Genomic DNA, 22,183 nt, shown 5'->3' on the forward strand with positions numbered 1-22,183 from the left:
GCGCCTGTGGGTCGTTCTGCAGGCTCCACTCCCGTCCACTGAACGTTACATTGACTCCCCACGGGCGGGCGCTTCTTGGGCGGACTCGGCGGACTCGGCGGCCGGGGTGAGGTCGATGGTGCGGGTGGGGGCGATGGCGTCGAGGAACGGTCGATCGTGGCTGGCGATGATCAGCGCACCCTCGAATTTCTCGAGTGCGTCGATCAGGTGCTGGCGGCTGGTGATGTCGAGGTTGTTGGTCGGCTCGTCGAGCATCAGTAGTTTCGGGGCAGGTTCTGCCAGCAGAATTCGCGCCAGTGCGGCCCGCAGTCGCTCTCCTCCGGAAAGGGTGGCGACGACGGCGTCGGCGTCGGATCCACGGAACAGGAAGCGGGCGAGTTGGCCTCGGATCTGTTCGGCGGTGGCGTGCGGGGCGACGTCGGATACGTTCTCGGCGACGGTGCGGGATTCGTCGAAGACGTCGAGTCGCTGCGGTAGATACTTCCAGGGCACCTCTGCCCCGATGGCGTCCAGAGCCCGCAACAGGGTGGTCTTGCCGCTGCCGTTCGGGCCGATCAGGGCGATGCGTTCCGGACCCACGACAGTGACATCCTCGTGGGTCAGAACCACCTGTCCCGGATGGACTTTCGTCGCCGGGAGGTCGACGCGTATCTCGCGGTCGTCGCGCACGAGGTCCTCGGCGGCTGAGAGCGACAATCGTGCGTCGTCGACGCGATCGCTGTGGGTACCGCGGAGCTTGCCTGCCGATTCCTGGGCCGCCCGCTTGCGACGGCCCGCGAGGATCGGCGGCACGCGCTTCTGCTCTTCCATCTTCTTGCCGAAGCGCAGACGCCGATCGAGTTTGATTCGGGTGTCGATCAATTCGCGTTCCTGCTTGCGGACGTCGTTCTTGGCATCGCGGACCGTGGCCCGTGCCGCCTCCTGTTCGGCGTCGACGACCGAGCGATAGTGCCGATAGTTGCCGCCGAACATGCGTAGCCGCGAAACTCCGCTGCGCTCTGCCCGCACCTCGGCGATGGAATCGACGCGTTCGAGCAGTTCGAGATCGTGAGTACACACGATCAGCACGCCTGCGTAGCCGTCGACCGCCGTGTACAGGCGTTGGCGCGCAACCTGATCGAGGTTGTTGGTCGGTTCGTCCAGCAGCAGTACGTCAGGCTCGGCCAGTAACTCCGCAGTGAGCGCAAGCAGCATGGCCTCGCCGCCCGACAGGGTGCCGACCCGTCGATCGAGATCGTCGAGGGAGCCGACGATGCTGCCGAGGCCGAGCTTGTCCAGCAATGCCAGAGCACGCTCCTCGACGTCCCACGCCGACCCGACAATTGCGAAGTCGTCCTCGTCGGAGGAGCCGGATTCTATGCGGTGCAGTGCTTCTCGCACCGAATCGATGGCCAGCACCCGATCCACGGGCAGGTCTGGGTCCAGCGTGACGTCCTGGCGCAGGTACCCCAAGACGCCCGGCATCGAGATGTAACCTCGTTGCGGCGTCAATTCCCCGGCGAGCAATCTCAGCAGGGTCGACTTCCCCGCACCGTTGGAACCGATGAGACCTGTTGTGCCGCTGGGGAAGATGGCCGACATGGCGTCGAACACGGGGTCTCCGTCGGGCCACGTGAAGGTCAGGTTCGAAAGAGACAGTGATGACGAATAAGGCATGGTTGCTCCCAAGGTGTGCGTGCGATGGATCTGCAGGCGTCTAGAACCTTTGGAAGAGCAATGGCCTCTCCGAATCTGTGGGCAACAAGGCGAGGGCCACGCTAGCCCCGAACCCGACGAGCACGCAAGCGAATTACACCGACGGGCCCTTCTTGCGGAGCTCGTCGACCGTCGTCATCGCGTCGCGCAGTTCGTCCAGCCACTCCTGGGTGTGTTCGCCGACCAGCTTCACGGCCCAGGCCAGAGCGTCGGCCCTGGATCGAGCGACGCCGGCGTCGACGAGGGTGTCCAGGACGCGACGCTCGGGCTGGCGCAGGCGGGTCATGACCGGTACCGCGAGGTGGGTGAACAGGACCACCTCGGATCCGGTTCGCACACCCCAGGCGATCTTGCGTCCGTATCGCTTCTCGGCCTCGGCGGCGATCTGCATGCGGTCGCCGCGGGTCGTTTCTCGGAATCGCGCGACGCGGCCCTCGTTGGCTGCGGGTGAACTGTCCTGCTCTGCAGGCAATGTCCCGACGACGACGATCTCCTCTCGGTCGACCTCGACCGAGGCGGCACCGTCGAACCAGGTGTCCGGGAGTCGGCCACCGAACCAGTCGGCTGCGTCGGTGGCGTCGGGAACGTCTGCGTGCTGCCAGCCGCCGGGGCGACCGAACGAGCGTCCGTTGGGTTTCATGAGTCCTCCTACGTGCGAAGTAATCGTAATTACATGATTACACCTCGATCGGCAGATGTGCCACCGACGTCGCGGACGACCGGCCCGACCCGCAACACACCCGCCGGATCGTGCTCCTCGGCGAGAGCGCTCAGCCAGTGCGCAGTGTCCTCGTCGTACATCCGCGCGATGCGCTCCGGATCGGCACTGGACGCAAAGTTGGGCAGCGATCGTCCGGAAGACCAGGGGGCCATCGCCTGCCCGACGCCCCTCGCGTGCTCGTCTACGGCAGCGTCCGCCGGCACACCGACCGTGAAGAGCGTGAACGCCGCATCCCGATGGCAGAACGCGCTGCGGTGCAGCGGCTCGCGAGCGAGAGCACCGCCGAGTAGACGAATTTCCACCACCGTCTGCGGTGACCCCGACCCGGGACCTGCGACGGCGAGCAACTCGTCGATCGCTGTGTGAGTCAATTCCTCGGTGAGGCAGCTGAATTCGTTGCTCGGCATAGGATCGGTCGGATCGGCGTGCACTGCACCGATCGCCGCGTACGGTAGCGAAACCACGGCATCGATGACGGGGGTGGCCACGTTTCGAATCGGTGAGAGGAGTGCCTCCGCGTCGGCCGGGCTTGCGACACTGGCGAACCGGATCGCTACCGTGAAGCGACCGGCCAGAGGTGGCGGCACCTGGGGCAGCGGAGGCAGCTGGAGCAGGGCCATCGAGGTGGACGTATGTTCGGGCAGATCGGCGCACAGATCCAGCCAGGCGTGGGCGACGGCGACTGCATCGGAACCGTCGAAATACAGTGCGCCGCCGTAGAAGTGCGAGAGTTGCATCAGCTCGATCTCGACGGAGGTGACGATGCCGAGAGTGGACTTTCCGCCGCGCAGGCCCCAGAAGAGTTCTGCATGCTGATCGGCTGTGACCCGCAGGATGTCGCCCTCGCCGGTGACGAGCTCGAACGCTCGGACGTGATCCGAGGACAGACCGAACGTGCGCACCAGCGGGCCGATGCCGGCACCGGTGAGGAAGCCGACCACACCGACGGCCGTGGACGATCCGCACAGCGGAGCCAGGCCGTGCGGCGCGGCGGCGTCGAGGACGTCCTGCCAGATCACTCCGGCACCGAGCCGAGCGGTTCGGGCCTCCGGGTCGACGACACAGCTGTCCAGGCGTCCGGTGTGAACGAACAGAACGTCGCCCTCGATCGGGACTGCGCCGTGGCCGGTGCGGCCGACTGCGACCCGGAGGCCGGTGCGGGCGGCATATCGAACCGTGCTCACCACATCGCGTGCGTCGTGCACCTCGACGACCGCAAGCGGTCGCACGGGGACGGCGACGTTCCAGGGAGTCGCGAGTTCGTAACCGGGCTCGCCGGATATCGCGAGCGTGCCGGTCAGTTCGCTGCGCAGTAAGTCCAGATCTGCGTGGATCGTGGGGGAGTGAAAAGCCATGATGGGGTCCATTTCTCGTCGAGTGCTTCAACGAGGACGAGAATGGCCCACCGCGCTTGGAGAATTCTTGAACTGTGCGGCCAGCCCGAGCATGCCGGTTCGTTCGGCCTCGGCGAGTACCTCGGTCACGGCATGCTCGCGGGCCCTCGATGGTGGTTGCAGTTGGGCGCGAAGCAACCGACACCGCAGCAGGGTCGGGCGGCTGGAGGACCGGGTGGCCAGTGCCTCGGCCAGATCGAGCAACTCGGCGGCGCGGTCGCCCCGGCCCAGCACTGCGTTGAGCCTGGCCGAGGCCTCCGCGACCGAACCGAGGGAGCCGACGTGACCCACCGTCGCGATGCGGTCGGTGAAGGGTTCGAGTAGATCCACGAATTCCTCGGCGTACTGGGCCAATTCGAGATCCGCGACGACGCGGGCGAGTAAAGTTGTGTGCCCGAGTGTCGTCCACGTCGATGGTCGAGACTCCGTCAACCACTGAGATAGTGCTTGTGTTGCCTGCACTTTCCTGCCATTGGCTGCGTCGATCGCTATGCTCCACGATCGCGGCTCGACGATCCCCGGCTCGGCTGTGGCCAGATTGCCGCACTCCCACTCCAGTGCGTTCATCGCCAGCCCGGCGCTACCGGCGGTGTACAGCTCGGTCTGCAGGTGGATCTGGCGGGCGGTCTCGTACTGGCGACGGCACTCGTCGAAATCTCCGTGCCAGGCCGCCAAAGTTGCTTCCATCCAGCGTAATTGAACGCGCACAACCGGTAGGCGCAGTAGATCACAACCAGCGATTCCGCGTCGCAGATGATCGGTGGCACCCTCGACGTCGCCCAGATTCATCTCCGTCATGCTGGCCACCGCATGGGCGATGACGTTGTCGAACGGAGAATGGCGATGAGGCAGCGCGAACAACTCGCGAATCAGCTCGAGAGACTCCACGCTGCGCTCCGCGACGCCGGAGAACAGCAGGATCCGGCCCAGCAAGGCGTCGGCGATGACGTCGGGATCGGCGGTCTCGGAGGCGATATCGAGTGCTCGACGGCTGAGCGCATCGGGTACCGAAGCGTCGGGGTGGTAACAGAATCCGACGGCCGTTGCCGCCAGTAGGCGCGCATGAGCGGTTGCGTCCGATTGGACGAACTGCTCCATTCCGGCGAGTCTGCCGAGCAACGGCGCCGGGTCGCGGCCGTAGGACACCCACGGCCATGCGCCCGCGGCGCGCAGAAGCGCTGCGGCCAACCGTCCGACGGTCGACGTTCGACCCTGACGCACGGCGTCGAGCAGACACTCGTCGACGACGTCGAGGACGGTCTGACCGCGCCCTGCCCGCGCGAGTGCTTCGACGCGCGCGACCAGTAGGTCGTCGCGCTCGTCGTGCGCCTGTTCCGAGGCAGGGAGGAGATCGAACGCCTGGACCGCACCGTCCCACCATCGCGCGGCTGTTTCCGAACTCCACCGTTCGGTCGCTTCACGTGCCGCATCGGTGCAGGCCGAGAGTGCGATTCGAGGGTCGACGATCGGCAGTGAGGCCATCAGATGTTGCGCGCGCTTGCTCGAGCGGTCGGCATCGTGCGAATCGATCAGAGCCTCGGCAACCGACGCATGGATGCGTTGCCGTCGTAGGGCCGGAATCGACGCCAGCACTGCGTCTCTCAACAGTCCGTGGGCAAAAACGCAGCCACCACCGGCGGGGTCGGCCACGATGATGCGCTCGTCTGCGGCGTCGTCGAGGTAGTCGACCAGGGTATCGAGGGTAAGCCCGGTCGCTGCGGCGAGCAGGCCGACGTCGAGAGCGTCACCGATCACCGCTGCGACCCGAAGTACGTGCAGGACGGCGGGTTCCACTGCGTGCAGGCGGCGATCGAGTACCGACCGGACGGCGGAGGGAATCTCACCGTCCCGCCGATCGTCTCGGGGGAGTCGCGCGTACTCGGATACGAACAGGGGGTTTCCGCCGGTGCGCTCGGCGAGACGGTGAATTTCGTCGGCCTCGAGATCTTCGCCGGCGACGCGCCGAGCCAGTGCGTCGACCTCCATGGGGCCGAGCGGGGAGACGGTGAGGTGGCGGTTCCCCGCTGTATGCAGCACCGTCTCGACCAGCTTGCGCACCTCGGGCCCGGTCTCGTTCTCGCGCAACGTCAGAACGAACCACACCGGGTGCCGGTGCAGCGCTGCGACCAGATGCATCAGACATCGCAGAGAGGTCGTATCGGCCCACTGGACATCGTCGACGACCAACGTCGTCACACCTGACCCGAACCCTGCCACCGAGTCCTCGATGGCCGCGGTGACTCGCTCGTAGACGGCGAATCTCGCCTCGTCCGGTTCCACGTGGGCGGGTGGGAGGAGGATGCCGTCGGCGTCGACGCCCAACTGGCGCAACAGTTGTCGAATCGGCCACCACGCTGGGGTGCCGTCGTCCTCGAGACATCTGGCCCAGAGCGACCGTCCGGCGGCGGCGAGGGTGCGGCGGTCGCACTCCTCGGCGAGACGTGTCTTGCCGATTCCGGCGGGACCGGTCAACACCAGCCAGCGACTCTCGCCGCCGCGAACCCGATCGCGCATCCCGGCGATCAGTTCGGACTCCGAAGTCCGTCCGATCAGCGTGGATTCCGGCTCCATCTCGGCGGACTCCTGGGGCACCGCAGGCGACGCCGGGATCGACAGTGGCTCGGCCCCGGACCATCCCGGCTGTCGTGGCCACGCCGCCAGACCCGGATCGTGACGCAGAATCGCGGTGTGGAGGGATGCCAGTTCGGTGCCCACGTCCAATCCGAGTTCGTCGTCCAACCGCGCGGCGTGATCGCGGTAGGTCTGCAGTGCTTCGGTGGAGCGTCCGGCTCGGTGCAACGCGAGCATGCGGAGCCAGCACGTGCGATCACGCAGCGGGAATTCGCGGTACAGAGCGGCGGCGTCCACCAGAGCCGGTGCCACGCGTCCCGCGGCCAACAGCGCGGTGATGCGGGTTTCGCGGCACTCCGTGCGCACTTCCTCGAATGCCGCCGCCTCCACTTCGACCCAGTGCTCGTCGCGAAGATCTTCGAGGAACGGCCCGCGAACCCTGGCCAGTGCACGATCTGCGATGGTCAGGGCTTGCTCCCACTGCGCTGCCCGAACGTGCTGCCTCGCCGATTCCGCCTCCGTGAGGAATGCGGCCCGGTCGATGTGCTGGTCGTCGATGTCGAGCACATAGCCCGGTGGTTGCCGAACGATGACCGACGCCGCCGCAGGGTCGACCCGCAGAGCTCGCCGCAGATTCGAGATGTAGGCCTGCAGACTCGCCATCGCGCTGGACGGCGCGTTTTCCTGCCACAGCACGTCGATCAGCCGATCGGTCGACACGACCCGCCCACTGTCCGCCAACAGTGCTGCGAGCACTGCTCGTTGCTTGCGCGGGCCGAGATCGATCGGACGCCCGTCGGGACGCGTCACTTCCAGGGGGCCGAGCAATCGGTAGATCATGCGCGAGCCCCCTCCCCACGTGCTGTTCGGCGTCAGTGTAAGTACCGATGCTCGATCGCGGCAGCAGGAACGGTCATGCTCGTATCCCGACCGGAGACGGAGCGGACGCCATCGAGTCCGACCTCGTGGTGTGCTGCAACGTCGTCGCGCAGACCAGTGCACCGACCGCGGCGATCAGTGCGGCGACGAACAGCGCAGCATGCAGCCCGTGCACCAGCTCGGTCGGTGAACCGCCGGGCAACATCGACGCAGCGGGGAGAAATGCGCCGAGTCCGGCGACTCCGACGGCGATTCCGCTCTGCCGGAACGCGTCGTTGATGCCGGCGGCCAGGCCGGAGTGGTGTGCGGTGCTCTCACCCAGAACGAGTCCGCTCATGACGGGGTTGAACACCCCGGCACCGATGCACGCGACCACAAATCCAGGGATCAACGCGTACGGCGAACCGTCGACATCGACGACGGTCATCATCAGCAGGCCGACGGAGACGAGGATCAGCGAGACGGTCAACGAGAGCGCGACCGGAATGCGACCGTCCAGCTTCGCGGTCAGGCCTGCCACGACGAACATCGCCACCGTCGCGGGCAGGTACACCAGACCGGCCTCGATCGGGGAGAGATTCTGCACGTTCTGCAGGTAGACGGTGGTGTACACGAACACCGCGAACAGGGATGCCGAGATGGCGAACGCGGCGATCTGGGCCCCGGCGAACGCACGGTTGGCGAGCAGGTGTGGTGGCAGCATCGGGTTTGATGTGTTCACTTCGTGCAGGCAGAACGCGACGAGCGAGACTGCAGCGACGCCGAGCGCGAGCAGGGTGGACGGCTCGGTCCAGCCGGCTTCGTTGCCGTGCAGCAGACCGTAGACCAGGCCTGCGAGGCCGAGCGACACCAGTACTTGCCCGGGTACGTCTGCACCTCGGGGCCGGGGATCGCGGGATTCGGGGACCCACCTCAGGGTCGCGGCGAGCGTCAGTAGTCCGATGGGGATGTTGATCAAGAACACTGCGCGCCAATGGAACACCTCGGTCAGCACGCCGCCCACGAGTGGGCCGACGGCGAATGCCCCGCCGATCGTGGCACCGTAGGCAGCCAGCGCAGACGCCCGAGCCGGACCCCTCTCGAACACGTCGGCGAGCAGCGCCAGCGAGCAGGCGAAGAGCAACGCACCGCCGATTCCCTGTGCGGCGCGGGCGATGTCGAGCATCACGATGTTCGGTGCGAGCGCACACGCCAGCGAGGTGACGGTGAACGTGACGATGCCGATGAGAAAGACCCGCTTCCGGCCGCGGCGATCGGCCCACGAGCCGGCGCTGAGAACCACTGTTGCCAGCGCGAGGGTATAGGCGTCGACGACCCATTTCAGCGCGCTGACGCCGGAATTCAGGTCGGCGGCGATGGAGGGTAGAGCGGTGTTGACCACCGCGATATCGAGCATGAGCATTGCCGTCGTCACACAGACGACGGCCAGGGTGGCGCGGCGGACAGCCGCACTTTTCGGTGTTGCGAGCATGAAGGGTCCTGGTGAGTCGAAGGAACAATGCTCGATCACGGTGCGCGGGAGCGCTTGGTCAACTCTTGGACTCCGCCAGGACTCGCTCGAGGCATGATCGACCCCGTGCGCACTTCGAGAAGACCGACGACTCTGGCCGCGATCGTGTCCGTACTGGCATTGGTGCTCGCCGCCTGTGGTCAGAGTGGGCCCGATCAGCCGCAGACTGTCGCCGAGCAGTTCGCCGCCGCGGTCAACAGCGCAAATATCGACCAGGCGGCCGCGTTGACCACCGATCCGGCCGGCGCTACGGCGGCACTCACCGAGCTGTACGACGGGCTTTCGGCCGGCGGAACGGTGACGGCCACTCCCGATTTCGAGGCCGCCGACGCCAACGAGGATGCAGGCACGTTCACGTTGAATGCCGGCTGGCGCTTCTCGACGACCACCGACGGCACCGCCGAACCCGACGGCGAGCCGAAGGAATGGAACTACACGACCACTGCGACAGCGGCGGAAACCGAGCAGGGCTGGAAGATCACCTGGGATCCCGCGATGTTGGTGCCGGGCCTGACGGCCGACTCGTCGGTGCGCTTCACACCGACCGACGCGCTCGTCGCGCCGCGGATCTTCGACGGCAACGGCGTCGAGCTGATGTCGCAGCAGGTGGTCACCCTCGTCAACGTCGACGCGACGGCCGATCCCGTGGCTGTCGCGAACCTGGTCGGATCCGTCGTCCCGGGTATCACGGCCGAGTACGTCACATCGACTGTCGCTGCAGCGCAGGGCAATCCGGCGACCGTCGTGTTGCTGCGTCAGGCGGACATCGACCCCATCGGTGCTCAGCTCGCGACCGTTCCCGGAGTCACCCTGGCCCCGCAGACGCGGTTGCTCGCCACCGACCGGAACCTCGTGTCGCCGGTCCTCAACGACCTCACGACGCTGTGGGAGCAGGAGCAGGCCGCCAATCGTGGATGGGCCGTGCAGGCCGTTGCAGCCGACGGCACCGTCACCCCGCTCGCCGGCCGCGATGCCGGAACCGGCGACGACATTGCGACCACCCTGGATTCGGCGCTGCAGCTCAAAGCCGAGAATGCCCTCGCTTCGCTGCCGCAGCAGGCGGCCATCGTTGCGCTTCGGCCGTCGACCGGGGCGGTTCTCGCCGTGGCACAGAATGCCGCCGCGGATGCCGAAGGCCCGATCGCCCTCACCGGTCTGTACCCGCCGGGTTCGACGTTCAAGACGGTGACCACCTCGGCCGCACTGCAGTCCGGTGCCGTCACCCCCGATACCGTGCTGCCGTGCCCGGCGACGGAGAACATCGAGGGCAGGCAGATTCCGAACGACGACAACTTCGATCTCGGCGATGTGCCATTGCAGACCGCCTTCGCCAAGTCCTGCAACACGACGATGGGCCGCCTCGGCGTGGCACTCCCGCCGAACGGACTGACAGACGCGGCCGCGCAGTACGGCCTCGGCGTCGACTACGTCACCCCGGGTCTGACGACCGTCACCGGTTCGGTGCCGTCGGCCGACACTCCGGCTCAGCGGGTCGAATCCGCCATCGGTCAGGGGCAGGTGACCGCGTCGCCGTTCGGAATGGCGCTGGTCGCGTCGTCGATCGCGAACAACGGATTGCTCCCACCGACGGTGGTCCCCGGTGAGCCCGGAGTGGGAAACATGCAGCCGGCAGCAGTGAACCCGCAGGTCACCGAGCAGATCAAGACCATGATGCGCGAGACGATCACCGGCGGCACCGCGACGTCGCTCAGCGACATCCCCGGGTTGCTCGGCAAGACCGGCACCGCCGAATTCGGTGCCAACAACGAAGGAGCTCACGGCTGGTTCGTCGGAATTTCCGGCGATCTTGCGTTCGCGGTGTTCGTGAACGACGCGGGTAGCTCGACGCCGGCCGTCGAGGCTGCTGGTCGTTTTCTGCGGTAGTCCAGGCCGAAACCGACCGGGGCGTATCCCAATCGTGACCGGCTCGTATGAATCCCGTGCTTGTTACTCGTGTGACTACAGTGAATATTGTGACTCATGAGTTCTATGAGTCGTGCCCGTCGTGGCCCGCGCAAGGTCCGCGGTCGCTACCTCGTCGCAGTTGCAGCATCGGCGACGTTGACGGTCTCGGCAGTGTTCTGGATGGTCGATCGCCCGCCGAGCGAAGCCGAGGTGCTGGTCTCGAACTTCGTCGATGCACTGGACAACCGAGACGTCGCTGCCGCTGCCGCGATGACGACCTACCCGAACGCCGCGACGGCCGCGCTGAACCAGATGTTCGACGGCTTGTCGGCCGAGGGCACGTCCACCGGCGACTTCGATTTGACTCAGTACATGGACCTCTCCGACGAGAGCGGCTTCTTCACGCTCGCGTCGGCGTGGAATTTCGGTGAGGGCAAGGACTGGAAGTACAGCGCTCAGGGCTCGACCAAGAAGCTCAGCGTCGGCTGGCGCATCGCGTGGGATCCGGCCACCCTCGTCCCCGACCTCACCTCGGGAGGGATGGTTCGCTACACCCGGACCGACGCCGCCCCGCCGCTGATCTTCGACGCCGCGAACAACGTGTTGATGAGCGAGCGCACCATCAACGCCATCTCCCTCGACCCGGCGCAGATGAGTGATCCGGCGGCGTCCACCGCGCAACTCGCGGACGTCATCGACGTCGTCGCACCGCTCATCACCTCCGAATCGATGCTGGCCGAACTGAATTCGGCCGGCGGTGCACCGATCACCGCAGTGACCTTGCGCGACGACGATTTCGCCGTCCTCGAAGACGATCTGCGCGCCGTACCGGGAGTGGTGGTCTCTCCGCAACCCAAGCTCATCGTCGACGACCGTCGGATCACCTCACCCGTGCTCGACTCGTTGCGAAGTGCGTGGCAGGAAGGACGCGACGCCACCGCAGGTTGGGCCGTCGACACCTACACCGTCGACGGAACCGGCGAACGCCGCGTCGGCTTCCAGGGACCCGGCGGACCGGACCTGCACGCGACACTCGACCCGCGCGTTCAACTCGCCGCCGAGAACGCAGTTGTCATGGCGGGGTCGTCGGCGTCGATCGTCGCCCTGTCCACCTCGACCGGCGCGATTCTCGCTGCGGCACAGAACAGTTACGCGAACGAGCAGGGCGCCGTCGTGTTCGGGGGCTCCTACCCGGCCGGCACCGCGTCGGAGTTGGTGAGGGCAGTGCAGTCCGATCGCGGTGAGGACAGCGCCGAAGATGCAGCTGCGAAGTTGGGTCTCGGTATCAACTACTCGATGCCCGGACTCGACGCCTACACAGGAACTCCCGCCGACAGTCGCAGCGCGATCGACGGCATCAGGACCGTGTCCACCGCCTCCGCGGACGAGGCGACGGTGACTCCGTTCGGACTCGCGCAGATGGCGGCCGCGATCTCTCGGGGCAGCGCTCCCGTTCCGACGATCGTCGCCGGTCAGACCGCCGTCGCGAATCGTGAGTCCGAGGCAATCGGTTCGGATGCGGTAAACCGGTTGCGCGGCATACTCGCCGACTCGTCGCGCAGTAGTGGTCTCGACACCTTCGACGGTGTGCAGGGATTCGCCGGGGAAAGTGGTGACGATCGCTTCGTGCTCGCGACCAGTGGTGACGTCGCGTTCGCGGTGTACATCGAAGACGCGGACGGTGGAGATCAGGCAGTGCGTATGACGAGCCGGTTGCTGCAGGAAATGGCGAACCCGGTGGAGTGAGCCCTGCGGTGCCTGCCAGATCGTTAGGCGCGGTAGTTTTATTCGGTGACTGTGCTCGATTTCGGACTGCTGGTGGTGGCCGGGTTCTTCGCCGGGCTCATCGGGTTCGTCACCGGGCTCGCGTCGCTGGTGTCCTATCCTGCTCTGCTTGCAGTGGGTTTGCCTGCGGTGTCTGCGAACGTGACGAACACGGTCGCGTTGGTCGCCGCCGGTGTGGGCGCGACGGCGAGTTCCTCTGCCGAGCTCGCCAAGGACGGCAAGCAGCTGGTTCGCTACGCGATCTACTCTGCTCTGGGTGGTACCACCGGCGCGATTCTGTTGCTCAATACCCCGGACGGTTCGTTCGAGGTGGTCGTACCGTTCCTGGTGGCGATGGCAGCCATCGCGCTACTGCTGCAGCCGAGTATCCGAAAGCTGTCCGGAGACAAGCAGTTTCCGACGCTGTATCCGCTGGGGCTGTTCGCCGTGGCGATCTACGGCGGCTATTTCGGTGCCGGGGCCGGCGTCATCTTCCTCGCGCTGGCGCTGATCTGTACGGCCGATACGTTCTGGCGCGCAAGCGTTCTGAAGAGCTTCTTCCTCGGCATCGCGAACCTGATTGCGGCGATCATCTTTTCGTTCTCCGGCCATGTGAACTGGTGGGCTGCGCTTGCGCTGGCGATCGGATGTTTCGTCGGCGGTGCCTGCGGGCCACCGACGGTCAAGGTGATTTCGCCGATCGTCTTGCGCATCGGCGTCGGGATTCTCGGTCTCGGTCTCGCCGGTTGGTTGGGCTACCAGGCCTTCGGCTGATGCAGTAGGTGACCTGACTGTCCACAATTCCCTCCGGGAAACCCGCTTCCGGAACGAAACAGTGGACAGTCAGGTCAGTTGTGGGTCAGTTTCCCGACGGCGATCCGAGGGTGATCAACTCCGGTGCCGCGGGGGCACCACAGCAACCGCCGGTCGACGGGGCGTCGGGCTCGTCGAACAGGCCTGCGCCACCGCAGACGCCGGTGTCGGGAAGCGTCAGCTCCACCTTTCGCGCGCCCTCGTGGTCGCCTGCGAGTTCGGCGGCGATGCTGCGAACCTGCTCGTATCCGGTCATCGCCAGGAATGTCGGTGCACGGCCGTAGCTCTTCATGCCCACCAGGTACAGGCCCGGTTCGGGCTGGGTGAGTTCCTCGACGCCGTGCGGGGAGACCGATCCGCACGAATGCATGTTGGGGTCCACCAATTCTGCGACGAATTTCGGTGCCTGCAGGGTGGGGTCGAGGTCGAGGCGAACCTCGGACAGCCAGGACAGATCCGGGCGGAACCCGGTGAGCGCGACGACGCGATCGACATTCTCGATGCGCGATCCGGTGTCACCGATCAGAGCGAGCCGATCCCCCTCCACTGCAACGGTTTCGGTTCGGAAGCCCGAGACGACGGTGAGGAAGCCGTCGTCGACCGCCTTCTTGGCGCGCTGACCGAGAGCGCCGCGAGCGGCGAGTTCGTCCGCTTCCCCGCCGCCGAAGACCTCCGCGGTGACGCCTCGACGCACGGCCCAGGTGAGCGTGGTACCGGGCTCGTCGGCGGCGAGTTCGGCGAAGGTGATGATCGCGGTCAGCGCGGAGTGTCCGCTGCCGGCGATGACGATGTGCTTGCCTGCGAATGCGGATCGAGTCGTCGGGTCGGTCAAGTCGGGCACCCGGTAGTCGATCCGGTCTGCGGCGGCCTTCTCGCCGATGGCCGGAAGTCCCTCGCTGCCCAGTGGATTCGGTGATCCCCAGGTGCCGGACGCGTCGACGACCGCGCGGGCGAGGACGCGTTCCTCGCTGCCGTCGGAGTGGCGGATGTGCACCGACAGCGGTTCGGTGTCGCGGCCGGCGTCGACCACGCGGTCGCGTCCGCGGCGGGCAACGCCGACCACCTCGGAGTCGGTTCGGATGGCGTCGCCCAGTACGGCGGCCAGGGGCGCGAGGTACTGCTCCACCCATTCGCGTCCGGTGGCGTAGGTGTCGCCGTCCGGGGCGGTCCAGCCGGTGGGTTCGAGCAACCGGGCGGCAGCGGGGTCGACGACCTCGGACCACGGGGAGAACAGTCGAACGTGATTCCACTCGGACACTGCCGATCCGGCCGACGGTCCGCGTTCGAGAACGACTACGTCGGAACCGGTTTCGGTCAGATGCGCCGCGGCTGCGAGACCGATGGGCCCTGCGCCGACCACTACTACGGGGTATGAGTTCATGACTGATCTACCTTTCCTCTTCGAATGACAGTGTCCACGGCTGCACGCGCTGTGCGGCCGACACCGATGAGCGTTGCCGACGCTGGGCCGGTCCAGTCGCCGTAGCCGAGAAACAGCAGGTTCGGCTCGTCTCGAACATGGTTGCCGTCCAGCACGATTCCCGACCCGTCGGCGTGCAGGTGCAGTGGCCGCAGGTGATGCAGAGCAGGGCGGAAACCGGTGCACCACACGATCGCGTCGAGCGTCTCTGTCGTGTGCCCGTCGGTGACGCCGTCGGAAGTGAGTGCGGTGAACATCGGCCTGGCCTGCAGAACTCCACGATCGCGGGCGTCTCGCACCGGCGGGACCATCACGATGTCTCCCAGACCGGCGACGCCGCCGGAGTCCGTTTTGCCCTCGGCAAGAGCGCGAGCCCGATCGCTGGCGACATCGAACAGCACACGTCCGTCGACATCGTCGGGGAGAAACCTGGGCTCGCGGTTGGTGAACCACGCGGTGTCGGCGACGGTGGAGATCTCGGCCAGAATCTGCGCAGCCGAGTTCCCTCCACCGACGATGCCCACGCGCTTGCCTGCGAACGGATCGGGCACCCGGTAGTCGGCAGCGTGCAGTTGCGAGCCCGCGAACTGCCGCATCCCGGGGTAGCTGGGCCAGAACGGTCGCGACCATGTGCCGGTGGCATTGATGATCGTTGTGGCGCAGTAGGAGTCACCGTCGGTATCGACTCGATAGCCGTCGGTCGTACGATGCACCCACTTCACGTCGACTGGCCTGCGCACCGGCAACTCGTACTTCTTCTCGTATGCCCGGAGGTAGTCCACCACATGCGACGCCGGCGGAAAGCCGCTGTGCCACGGCGGCATCGGCCAACCAGGCAATCGCGAGTACTCGGCAGGCGAGAACAGGTGCAGCGACGGCCAGTACTCCTGCCAGGAGCCTCCGGCATGCGTCTGATCATCGAGGATGACGAAGTCCACACCGGCCCTTCGCAGGTAGTAACCGGCGGCCAGTCCTGCCTGACCGCCGCCGATCACCACCACCTCCGAAGTCATTCGAGTCAACCGTCGGTGCCGCGCATTCGGGACGCGAGTTCCTCGACACGAGCGGCGATGTCGTCGCGCACCAGACGCATCCGTTCGATTCCGTCGATACCACGTTCGGACGGCTCGTCGGTGTTCCAGTTCTCGAAGGTCGGACCGTCGACAGGATCGACCTTCGCCTCGCTCCCGAGGGTGATCACGTAGTCGATGCGAGACAACAACTCCGGGTCGATCGGCTTCGGCTGTTCACCGGACAGGTCGACGCCGACTTCGAGGAGGGCCTCGGCCGAGAGTGCATTGACCGTTCCGCTCGGCTTCGTTCCCGCCGAGTGCACCTCCACCGAGTCGCCGACGGCCTTGCGCATCAGACCGGCAGCCATCTGAGACTTACCGCCGTTCTTGACGCAGACGAACAGCACGCTCGGTGTCGTCATGACAGCGAACCTTGCTTTGCCGGAACCAATTCGGCGATCAGTTCTTCGATTCGACTCTTGATCTCGTCTCGGATCGGACGGACCGCCTCGACGCCTTTGCCTGCCGGGTCTGCCAGTGCCCAATCGCGGTAGCTCACTCCGGGGAACACCGGGCACGCGTCCCCGCAGCCCATGGTGATCACGACGTCGGACGTCTCGACGGCCTCCGGGGTCAGAATCTTCGGGGACTGCGACGAGATGTCGATACCGAGTTCGGCCATGGCCTCGACTGCCGCGGAGTTGATGGTGTCCGCGGGAGCGCTACCGGCAGAACGCACCTCGACGGTGTCGCCGGCGAGATGAGTGAGAAATCCGGCGGCCATCTGAGATCGACCGGCGTTGTGGACACAGACGAACAGAACACTGGGTGTGTCGGACATGGAGTCGTTTGCCTTTCGAGCGCGAGGTGGATACCTCAGGCCGGTACGGTTGTGGTGGTCAACTCGGTGAGCAGTTCGCGGACACGTACGTCGAGATCGTCGCGGATGAGACGTACCTCGTCGAGGGACTTGCCGTCGGGGTCGGTCAGTTGCCAGTCCAGGTAGCGCTTGCCCGGGTAGACCGCGCACGCGTCGCCACATCCCATGGATACCACGACATCTGCCGCGGCGACGACGTCGTCGGTCAGTGGCTTGGGGAATTCGCTGCCCAGGTCGATGCCCTGTTCCTCCATCGCCTGCACCACGATCGGATTGATTTCGTAGGTGGGGGCCGAGCCTGCAGATCGGACGTGGACCAGTCCCCGTGCGTGGTGCTCGAGCAGGGCTGCGGCCATCTGTGAGCGTCCGGCATTGTGGACGCAGATGAACAGCACCTCGGGCACGAGTTTCGGTGCATCACCCTGTGATTGGGCGAGTGCAGTGAGGCGATCCGCGGCGAACTTGCCGGCCAGGGTGGTCAGGTGGGTATGAATCTTCGAGGTTCGACGCAGTGCGGTGTAGGACTCGAAGACGTAGCGCTCCACGGTCTGGGTGGAGAAGATGCCCTCGTATTCCGCTGCCAGTCTCTCGGCGGTGCGCGAGAGAAGGGCCTGGGGCATCAGTAGTTCGGGCTGAGCGCGGTGGCTGGAGGGAGAAGTGTTGTCGGACATCAGGACTCCTTTGTCGCTGTGGTCACGGGTGGTGCGGGGGAGAAGCGCTTGCGCAGTGCGAGGGAGACGTAGACGAGGCCGACCAGTACCGGCACCTCGATGAGTGGTCCGACGACTCCGGCGAGTGCTTGCCCGGATGTCGCGCCGTACGTCGCGATGGCGACGGCGATCGCCAACTCGAAGTTGTTGCCTGCTGCGGTGAACGCGAGGGTGGTCGTGCGTTCGTAGCCCAGACCCATCGCAGCACCCAGGGCATAACCGCCGCCCCACATCACCGCGAAGTACACCAGTAGTGGCAGTGCGATGCGAACCACGTCGAACGGCTGTGACGTGATCTGATCACCCTGCAGCGCAAAGAGAATGACGATGGTGAAGAGCAGACCGTAGAGCGCCCACGGGGCGATCCTGGGGATGAACTTCTCCTCGTACCATTCCCGGCCCTTGGCGCGCTCGCCGAAGAAGCGAGACGCGAATCCGGCTATCAGAGGGATACCGAGGAAGATGAGGACCGACTTGGCGATCTGCCATGGCGACGCCTCGATGGTGGTCTGGTCGAGTCCGAGCCATCCCGGCAGAACCGAGAGGTAGAACCATCCGAGGATCGCGAACATGAACACCTGGAACACCGAGTTGATCGCCACCAGAACCGCGGCGGCTTCTCGGTCCCCGCAAGCGAGGTCGTTCCAGATGATGACCATCGCGATGCATCGGGCCAGCCCGACGATGATCAGGCCGGTTCGGTATTCGGGGAGGTCCGGCAGGAAAAGCCATGCGAGAGCGAACATCAGGGCCGGACCGAGGACCCAGTTGAGCACCAGCGAGCCGATCAGCAGACGCTTGTCTCCGGTGACGGTGTCGAGGCGGTCGTAGCGAACCTTGGCCAGCACCGGGTACATCATGACGAGCAGCCCGATGGCGATGGGGAGCGAGACGCCGTCGATGGAGATGGTGGACAGCGCCTCGTCCATTCCTGGGATCATGCGTCCCAGGAGTAGACCCACGACCATCGCCACGCCGATCCACACGGGCAGGAACCGGTCGAGAGTGGAGAGTTTGCCGACTACGGCGGTATCGGTTTTCGTACTCATGCCATGACCTCCGTGGACTCTGCAGCGTTCAGAACTGCGGAAAGTTGCTGCAGGGCAGCGGGAATCACCGAGTAATACACCCAGGTTCCGCGCCGTTCACAGTCGAGCAGTCCCGCCTCGCGGAGCACCTTGAGGTGGTGGGAGATGGTGGGTTGAGAGAGGTCGAATGCGGGGGAGATATCGCAGACGCAGGCTTCGCCGCCTGCGTGGCTGGCGACGAGGCTGAGCAATCGCAGTCGGACGGGATCTCCCAGTGCTTTGAACATGCGGGCCAGATCTCCGGCCCAGTCCACGGTGAGGGGCTCGCGGGTCAGCGGCGAGCAGCACTCGCCGTCGACGGGCGGCGGGGCTTGATTCGACATGCGTCTATATTGACGTCTACCGAATCAGGCGTCAAGTGAACAGTTGTCGAACCCGAAGAAAGCGGTACGCGACACCGAGCACGACCACGACGGTTCCGACGGCTATGGCCGTCACCGGCAGCGTGGCGATCAGCACCACGCACCCGATGCTGCCGAGGATCTGAAGGGCCCGTGGGTAGCGGCGGTGTTCGGCATCCTGGGTGTACGCGCTGAGGTTGGCCACCAGGTAGTACAGCAAGACCCCGAACGACGAGAAGCCGATGGCGTCACGCAGGTCGACCATCATGACCAGCACGACGACGATCACTGCGAGGATGATCTCGGCGCGATGCGGAACCGAGTAGCGGGGGTGGACCGCGGCCAGGTACGCCGGCAGGTCGTCGTGGCGGGCCATCGCCAGCGATGTGCGGCCGATGCCCGCGATCAGCGCGAGCAACGCCCCCAGCGCAGCCAGGCCGGCACCGACTCGCATCACCGGCGACGCCCACGAATGTCCCGATGCAACGACGAGATCGACCAATGGGGCAGACGACGAGGCCAGGAGTTCGGGGCCGAGAACCGACAGCAGTGTCAACGCAACCACCGCATAGACCACGAGCGCGATACCGAGGGCGGACACGATGGCACGCGGAATGGTCCGTTCCGGCCGGGTGACTTCCTCACCGAGCGTGGCGATGCGCGCGTAGCCCGCGAAAGCGAAGAACAGCAACCCCGCCGACTGCAGAATGCCGTACCACCCATGGTCGGTGACGGGCCCGAAGTTGTCGACACCCGGACCCCTGGAGCCGGTGAGTCCGAGAACGACCCCGACGAGAAGTACGGCGAGTACCGCGGCGACCAGAACTTTGGTCAGCGACGCAGTGCGAGTGATGCCGAAGTAGTTCACCGTTGTCAGCAGCGCAACAGCAAGCACTGCAACGAGTTCGGTGTATCCCGCGGGTGCGACGTAGGCCGCGAACACCAACGCCATGGCCGCCGAACTCGCAGTCTTGCCGATGACGAACGTCCACCCTGCCAGAAAGCCCGGCCACGCGCCGAGGCGCTCACGGCCGTAGACGTATGTGCCGCCCGACGTCGGATACTGAGCGGCCAGCTGGGCCGAGGACGTGGCGTTGCAGAACGCCACGACCGCAGCAATGGCAAGACCGATGAGAAGGCCGGCGCCTGCGACGGCGGACGCGGGGGCGAACGACGCGAACACCCCTGCTCCGACCATCGAGCCGACACCGATGACGACGGCGTCGAGAAGACCGAGTCGACGGGCCAGCGGCTGTGTCATGCCTGGAGCCGGTTCTCGTTCACGGCGACAACTGTAGAGGTGCTACGGCTTCGGCGTACTTCCGATGCAGTGTCGCGGGCAGATACGTGTAAGGCCCGCCTGACGGGGCGGGCCTTACACGGTGTGTGTTGCTGTCAGCGCGTAGCCAACGGCTGCTGCCTACTTCTCGTTCTGGTACACGTCCGGAATGCCGTCGTGGTTGTCGTCGCGTGTTTCCTCGATGTGGATGGCGCGGTAGGCCTTGTTGCGGCTGCGCAGGATGAGGGCGGCCAGCGATGCGGCAATGACCGAACCGGCGAGCACGCCTACCTTCACGTGGTCGTCGCGCTGGGTTCCCTCGCCGAAGGCCAGGTCTCCGATCAGCAGCGACACCGTGAATCCGATACCCGCGAGCATCGAGACACCGAGCACATCGAGCCATTTCAGTCCGGCGTCGAGTGTGGCCCGGGTGAAGCGAGAGACGAGGTAGGTGGTGCCGAAGATGCCGATGGCCTTGCCGATCACGAGGCCGGCGATGATGCCGATGGCGATCGGATCGGTCAGCGCGCTGGCCAGGCCGGAGAATCCGCCGACGGTCACGCCTGCTGCGCAGAATGCGAAGATCGGCACCGCGATGCCCGCGGAGATGGGCCGAATCTTGTGCTCGAAGTGTTCGGCGAGGCCGGGTCCTGCGTCCGGACCGCCGGCAGCCTTGCTGCGCAGGACCGGGACGGCGAAGCCGAGCAGAACGCCTGCGACCGTGGCGTGGACGCCGGACTCGTGCATCAGAACCCACGTCACCACAGCCAACGGGATGAGGATCCACCACGACCGGACGCGCATCTGCACGGCAACGGCGAACAGCGCGAGCGGAATGAGCGTCAAGCCGAGGGCGACGAAGTTGATGTCGTCGGTGTAGAAGATGGCGATGACGCTGACGGCCAGAAGGTCGTCGACGACGGCCAGCGTCAGCAGGAAGGTTCGCAGCGCAGTGGGCAGATGGGTGCTGATCACGGCGAGAACGGCGACGGCGAACGCGATGTCGGTTGCCGTCGGGATTGCCCAGCCGAGCAGTGCACCGTCACCGGTGCCGAGGTTGATCAGCACGAAAATGATTGCTGGAACGGCCATTCCGCCGATCGCGGCGGCGACCGGAAGGGCCGCGCGTGCCGGTTCGCGAAGATCTCCTGCGACGAATTCTCGCTTCAGTTCGAGTCCGACGACGAAGAAGAAGATGGCCAGCAGTCCGTCGGCGGCCCACGTCGACAGGGTGAGGTCGAGGTGTAGCGCCGAGGGCCCGACGCGGGTGCTCATCAACGAGTCGTAGGCAGCGGACCAGGGTGAGTTGGCCCATATCAAGGCGACAAGGGTGGCGACGAGGAGCAATGCGCCGCCGACCGTCTCCTTGCGCAGAATTTGCGCAACCCGGTCTGCCTCAGACCACGAGCCGCGAGAGAACAACGGCAATCGCGTTTTGGAGCTGGATGAATCTGTCACGGAGACAACGCCTTTCGGTAGCTTCGTCGAGTTGCGAACCGACCGAACTTCACACGGTGGGCACGCAGCACAAAGTTGTTGCCGACCAGACTTCCCGGCGCACCGTGAATCATCCTATCGCGAACGGGTCTCCATCACCGAACGCTGGGCACGAACTTGGCCAGTGCGCGCCAGCCGAGCAGCAGAACTGCGGTGGACAATGTGGCGACGACGATGAACGATCCGGCAGTTCCCTGCCCGGTCAGCGCCCGCAGCACCATGCCCGCGACAACCGTCATCACCCACACCACGATTCCCGTCGGGACGATGAGGAACGCGTCGAACTTGTTGCGGTACAGAGCGAACGCGACGACCCAGCCGATGGCGGCACCGACGACGAACGGCCAGGCGGTGTGGAACAGGCCGGACAACGCGGTTGCCTCCGCGTGACTGCGGCGACCGATCGCGGCGAACAACACGACCATGAGCACATCGATGACGGCAGCAACTACTGGGGAACGAAACTTCACGCGCACCACTGTAGACACCGACCGTGAACCACCACGCCCCCATCGCCCCGCCGGTTGGATCCCGTCGCTACCGAGTCGTGTCGGTGGCAGGAATCAGGAGGACCGGGCGGTGGGAGTGGTGGCACGGCTCGTTGGCCGCCGGTCGAAGCCGACCACCAGATGACACTGCGGAGGTGCCGTGCCGGTCGGGCCGTCCATCCGCTCGGCCGTGGAAGTGTCGTCGTTCATTGTCA

At 65.8% G+C, this 22,183-nt stretch carries 19 protein-coding genes; 3 read left to right on the forward strand and 16 right to left on the reverse strand.

Annotation, left to right across the window (positions count from 1 at the left end; genetic code table 11):
* Nucleotides 1-45 precede the first annotated feature (45 nt).
* The 5 genes from AB0366_RS16210 to AB0366_RS16230 form a co-directional block, all read right to left on the reverse strand.
* Entirely contained in the window at nt 46-1,656 is a 1,611-nt protein-coding gene (locus AB0366_RS16210; RefSeq protein WP_366244810.1) for an ATP-binding cassette domain-containing protein, read from the reverse strand.
* A gap of 133 nt (nt 1,657-1,789) precedes the next feature.
* Nucleotides 1,790-2,335, reverse strand: coding sequence for a hypothetical protein (locus tag AB0366_RS16215; RefSeq protein WP_366244811.1), 546 nt, complete (start codon nt 2,333-2,335; stop codon nt 1,790-1,792).
* Nucleotides 2,336-2,364: 29 nt separating this feature from the next.
* A complete protein-coding gene (locus tag AB0366_RS16220) occupies nt 2,365-3,771 on the reverse strand; it encodes an FAD-binding oxidoreductase (protein WP_366244812.1) in 1,407 nt (468 codons plus the stop codon).
* Between the two features lie 27 nt (nt 3,772-3,798).
* Complete coding sequence (locus tag AB0366_RS16225; RefSeq protein WP_366244813.1) at nt 3,799-7,221, reverse strand: BTAD domain-containing putative transcriptional regulator; 3,423 nt, start codon at nt 7,219-7,221, stop codon at nt 3,799-3,801.
* A 73-nt stretch (nt 7,222-7,294) separates the two neighbouring features.
* A complete protein-coding gene (locus tag AB0366_RS16230) occupies nt 7,295-8,731 on the reverse strand; it encodes an MFS transporter (protein ID WP_366244814.1) in 1,437 nt (478 codons plus the stop codon).
* Nucleotides 8,732-8,824: 93 nt separating this feature from the next.
* On the opposite strand from AB0366_RS16230, the gene AB0366_RS16235 reads away from it, so the two are divergent.
* From AB0366_RS16235 to AB0366_RS16245, 3 genes are all read left to right on the forward strand, one after another.
* Nucleotides 8,825-10,654, forward strand: coding sequence for a penicillin-binding transpeptidase domain-containing protein (locus AB0366_RS16235; RefSeq protein ID WP_366244815.1), 1,830 nt, complete (start codon nt 8,825-8,827; stop codon nt 10,652-10,654).
* Between the two features lie 105 nt (nt 10,655-10,759).
* Entirely contained in the window at nt 10,760-12,421 is a 1,662-nt protein-coding gene (locus tag AB0366_RS16240; protein ID WP_366244957.1) for an NTF2-like N-terminal transpeptidase domain-containing protein, read from the forward strand.
* Between the two features lie 45 nt (nt 12,422-12,466).
* Complete coding sequence (locus AB0366_RS16245; RefSeq protein ID WP_121871298.1) at nt 12,467-13,213, forward strand: sulfite exporter TauE/SafE family protein; 747 nt, start codon at nt 12,467-12,469, stop codon at nt 13,211-13,213.
* Nucleotides 13,214-13,298: 85 nt separating this feature from the next.
* Here AB0366_RS16245 and AB0366_RS16250 read toward each other — a convergent pair whose 3' ends face one another.
* From AB0366_RS16250 to AB0366_RS16300, 11 genes are all read right to left on the reverse strand, one after another.
* Nucleotides 13,299-14,633 (reverse strand): FAD-dependent oxidoreductase, encoded by a 1,335-nt coding sequence (locus AB0366_RS16250; protein WP_366244816.1) that lies wholly within the window; start codon nt 14,631-14,633, stop codon nt 13,299-13,301.
* Complete coding sequence (locus tag AB0366_RS16255; RefSeq protein WP_366244817.1) at nt 14,630-15,685, reverse strand: ArsO family NAD(P)H-dependent flavin-containing monooxygenase; 1,056 nt, start codon at nt 15,683-15,685, stop codon at nt 14,630-14,632. The genes AB0366_RS16250 and AB0366_RS16255 overlap by 4 nt, the downstream gene beginning before the upstream one ends.
* Before the next feature lie 5 nt (nt 15,686-15,690).
* Nucleotides 15,691-16,107, reverse strand: coding sequence for a low molecular weight phosphatase family protein (locus AB0366_RS16260; protein WP_366244818.1), 417 nt, complete (start codon nt 16,105-16,107; stop codon nt 15,691-15,693).
* Complete coding sequence (locus tag AB0366_RS16265; protein ID WP_121871294.1) at nt 16,104-16,526, reverse strand: arsenate reductase ArsC; 423 nt, start codon at nt 16,524-16,526, stop codon at nt 16,104-16,106. Before AB0366_RS16265 ends, AB0366_RS16260 begins: the two co-directional genes overlap by 4 nt.
* A gap of 35 nt (nt 16,527-16,561) precedes the next feature.
* Nucleotides 16,562-17,236 (reverse strand): three-helix bundle dimerization domain-containing protein, encoded by a 675-nt coding sequence (locus AB0366_RS16270; protein ID WP_121871293.1) that lies wholly within the window; start codon nt 17,234-17,236, stop codon nt 16,562-16,564.
* Nucleotides 17,236-18,324 carry an ACR3 family arsenite efflux transporter gene (gene arsB / locus AB0366_RS16275; protein WP_366244819.1) on the reverse strand — a complete coding sequence of 363 codons (1,089 nt, stop codon included), beginning with the start codon at nt 18,322-18,324 and terminating at the stop codon, nt 17,236-17,238. Before arsB ends, AB0366_RS16270 begins: the two co-directional genes overlap by 1 nt.
* Entirely contained in the window at nt 18,321-18,686 is a 366-nt protein-coding gene (locus AB0366_RS16280; RefSeq protein ID WP_366244820.1) for a metalloregulator ArsR/SmtB family transcription factor, read from the reverse strand. Before AB0366_RS16280 ends, arsB begins: the two co-directional genes overlap by 4 nt.
* Nucleotides 18,687-18,717: 31 nt before the next feature.
* On the reverse strand, nt 18,718-19,965 hold the full coding sequence (locus AB0366_RS16285; RefSeq protein WP_366244821.1) for an APC family permease: 1,248 nt from the start codon (nt 19,963-19,965) through the stop codon (nt 18,718-18,720).
* 159 nt (nt 19,966-20,124) lie between these two features.
* Entirely contained in the window at nt 20,125-21,441 is a 1,317-nt protein-coding gene (nhaA, locus tag AB0366_RS16290; RefSeq protein ID WP_121871289.1) for a Na+/H+ antiporter NhaA, read from the reverse strand.
* A 134-nt stretch (nt 21,442-21,575) separates the two neighbouring features.
* Entirely contained in the window at nt 21,576-21,950 is a 375-nt protein-coding gene (locus tag AB0366_RS16295) for a DUF3054 domain-containing protein (protein WP_259468066.1), read from the reverse strand.
* A 93-nt stretch (nt 21,951-22,043) separates the two neighbouring features.
* Nucleotides 22,044-22,178, reverse strand: a complete 135-nt coding sequence (locus AB0366_RS16300; RefSeq protein ID WP_366244822.1) for a hypothetical protein — start codon at nt 22,176-22,178, stop codon at nt 22,044-22,046.
* Nucleotides 22,179-22,183: the final 5 nt, after the last annotated feature.

Origin of the sequence: Rhodococcus sp. NPDC076796, from assembly GCF_040702765.1 — a bacterium.
Classification (GTDB): Bacteria; Actinomycetota; Actinomycetes; order Mycobacteriales; family Mycobacteriaceae; genus Rhodococcoides.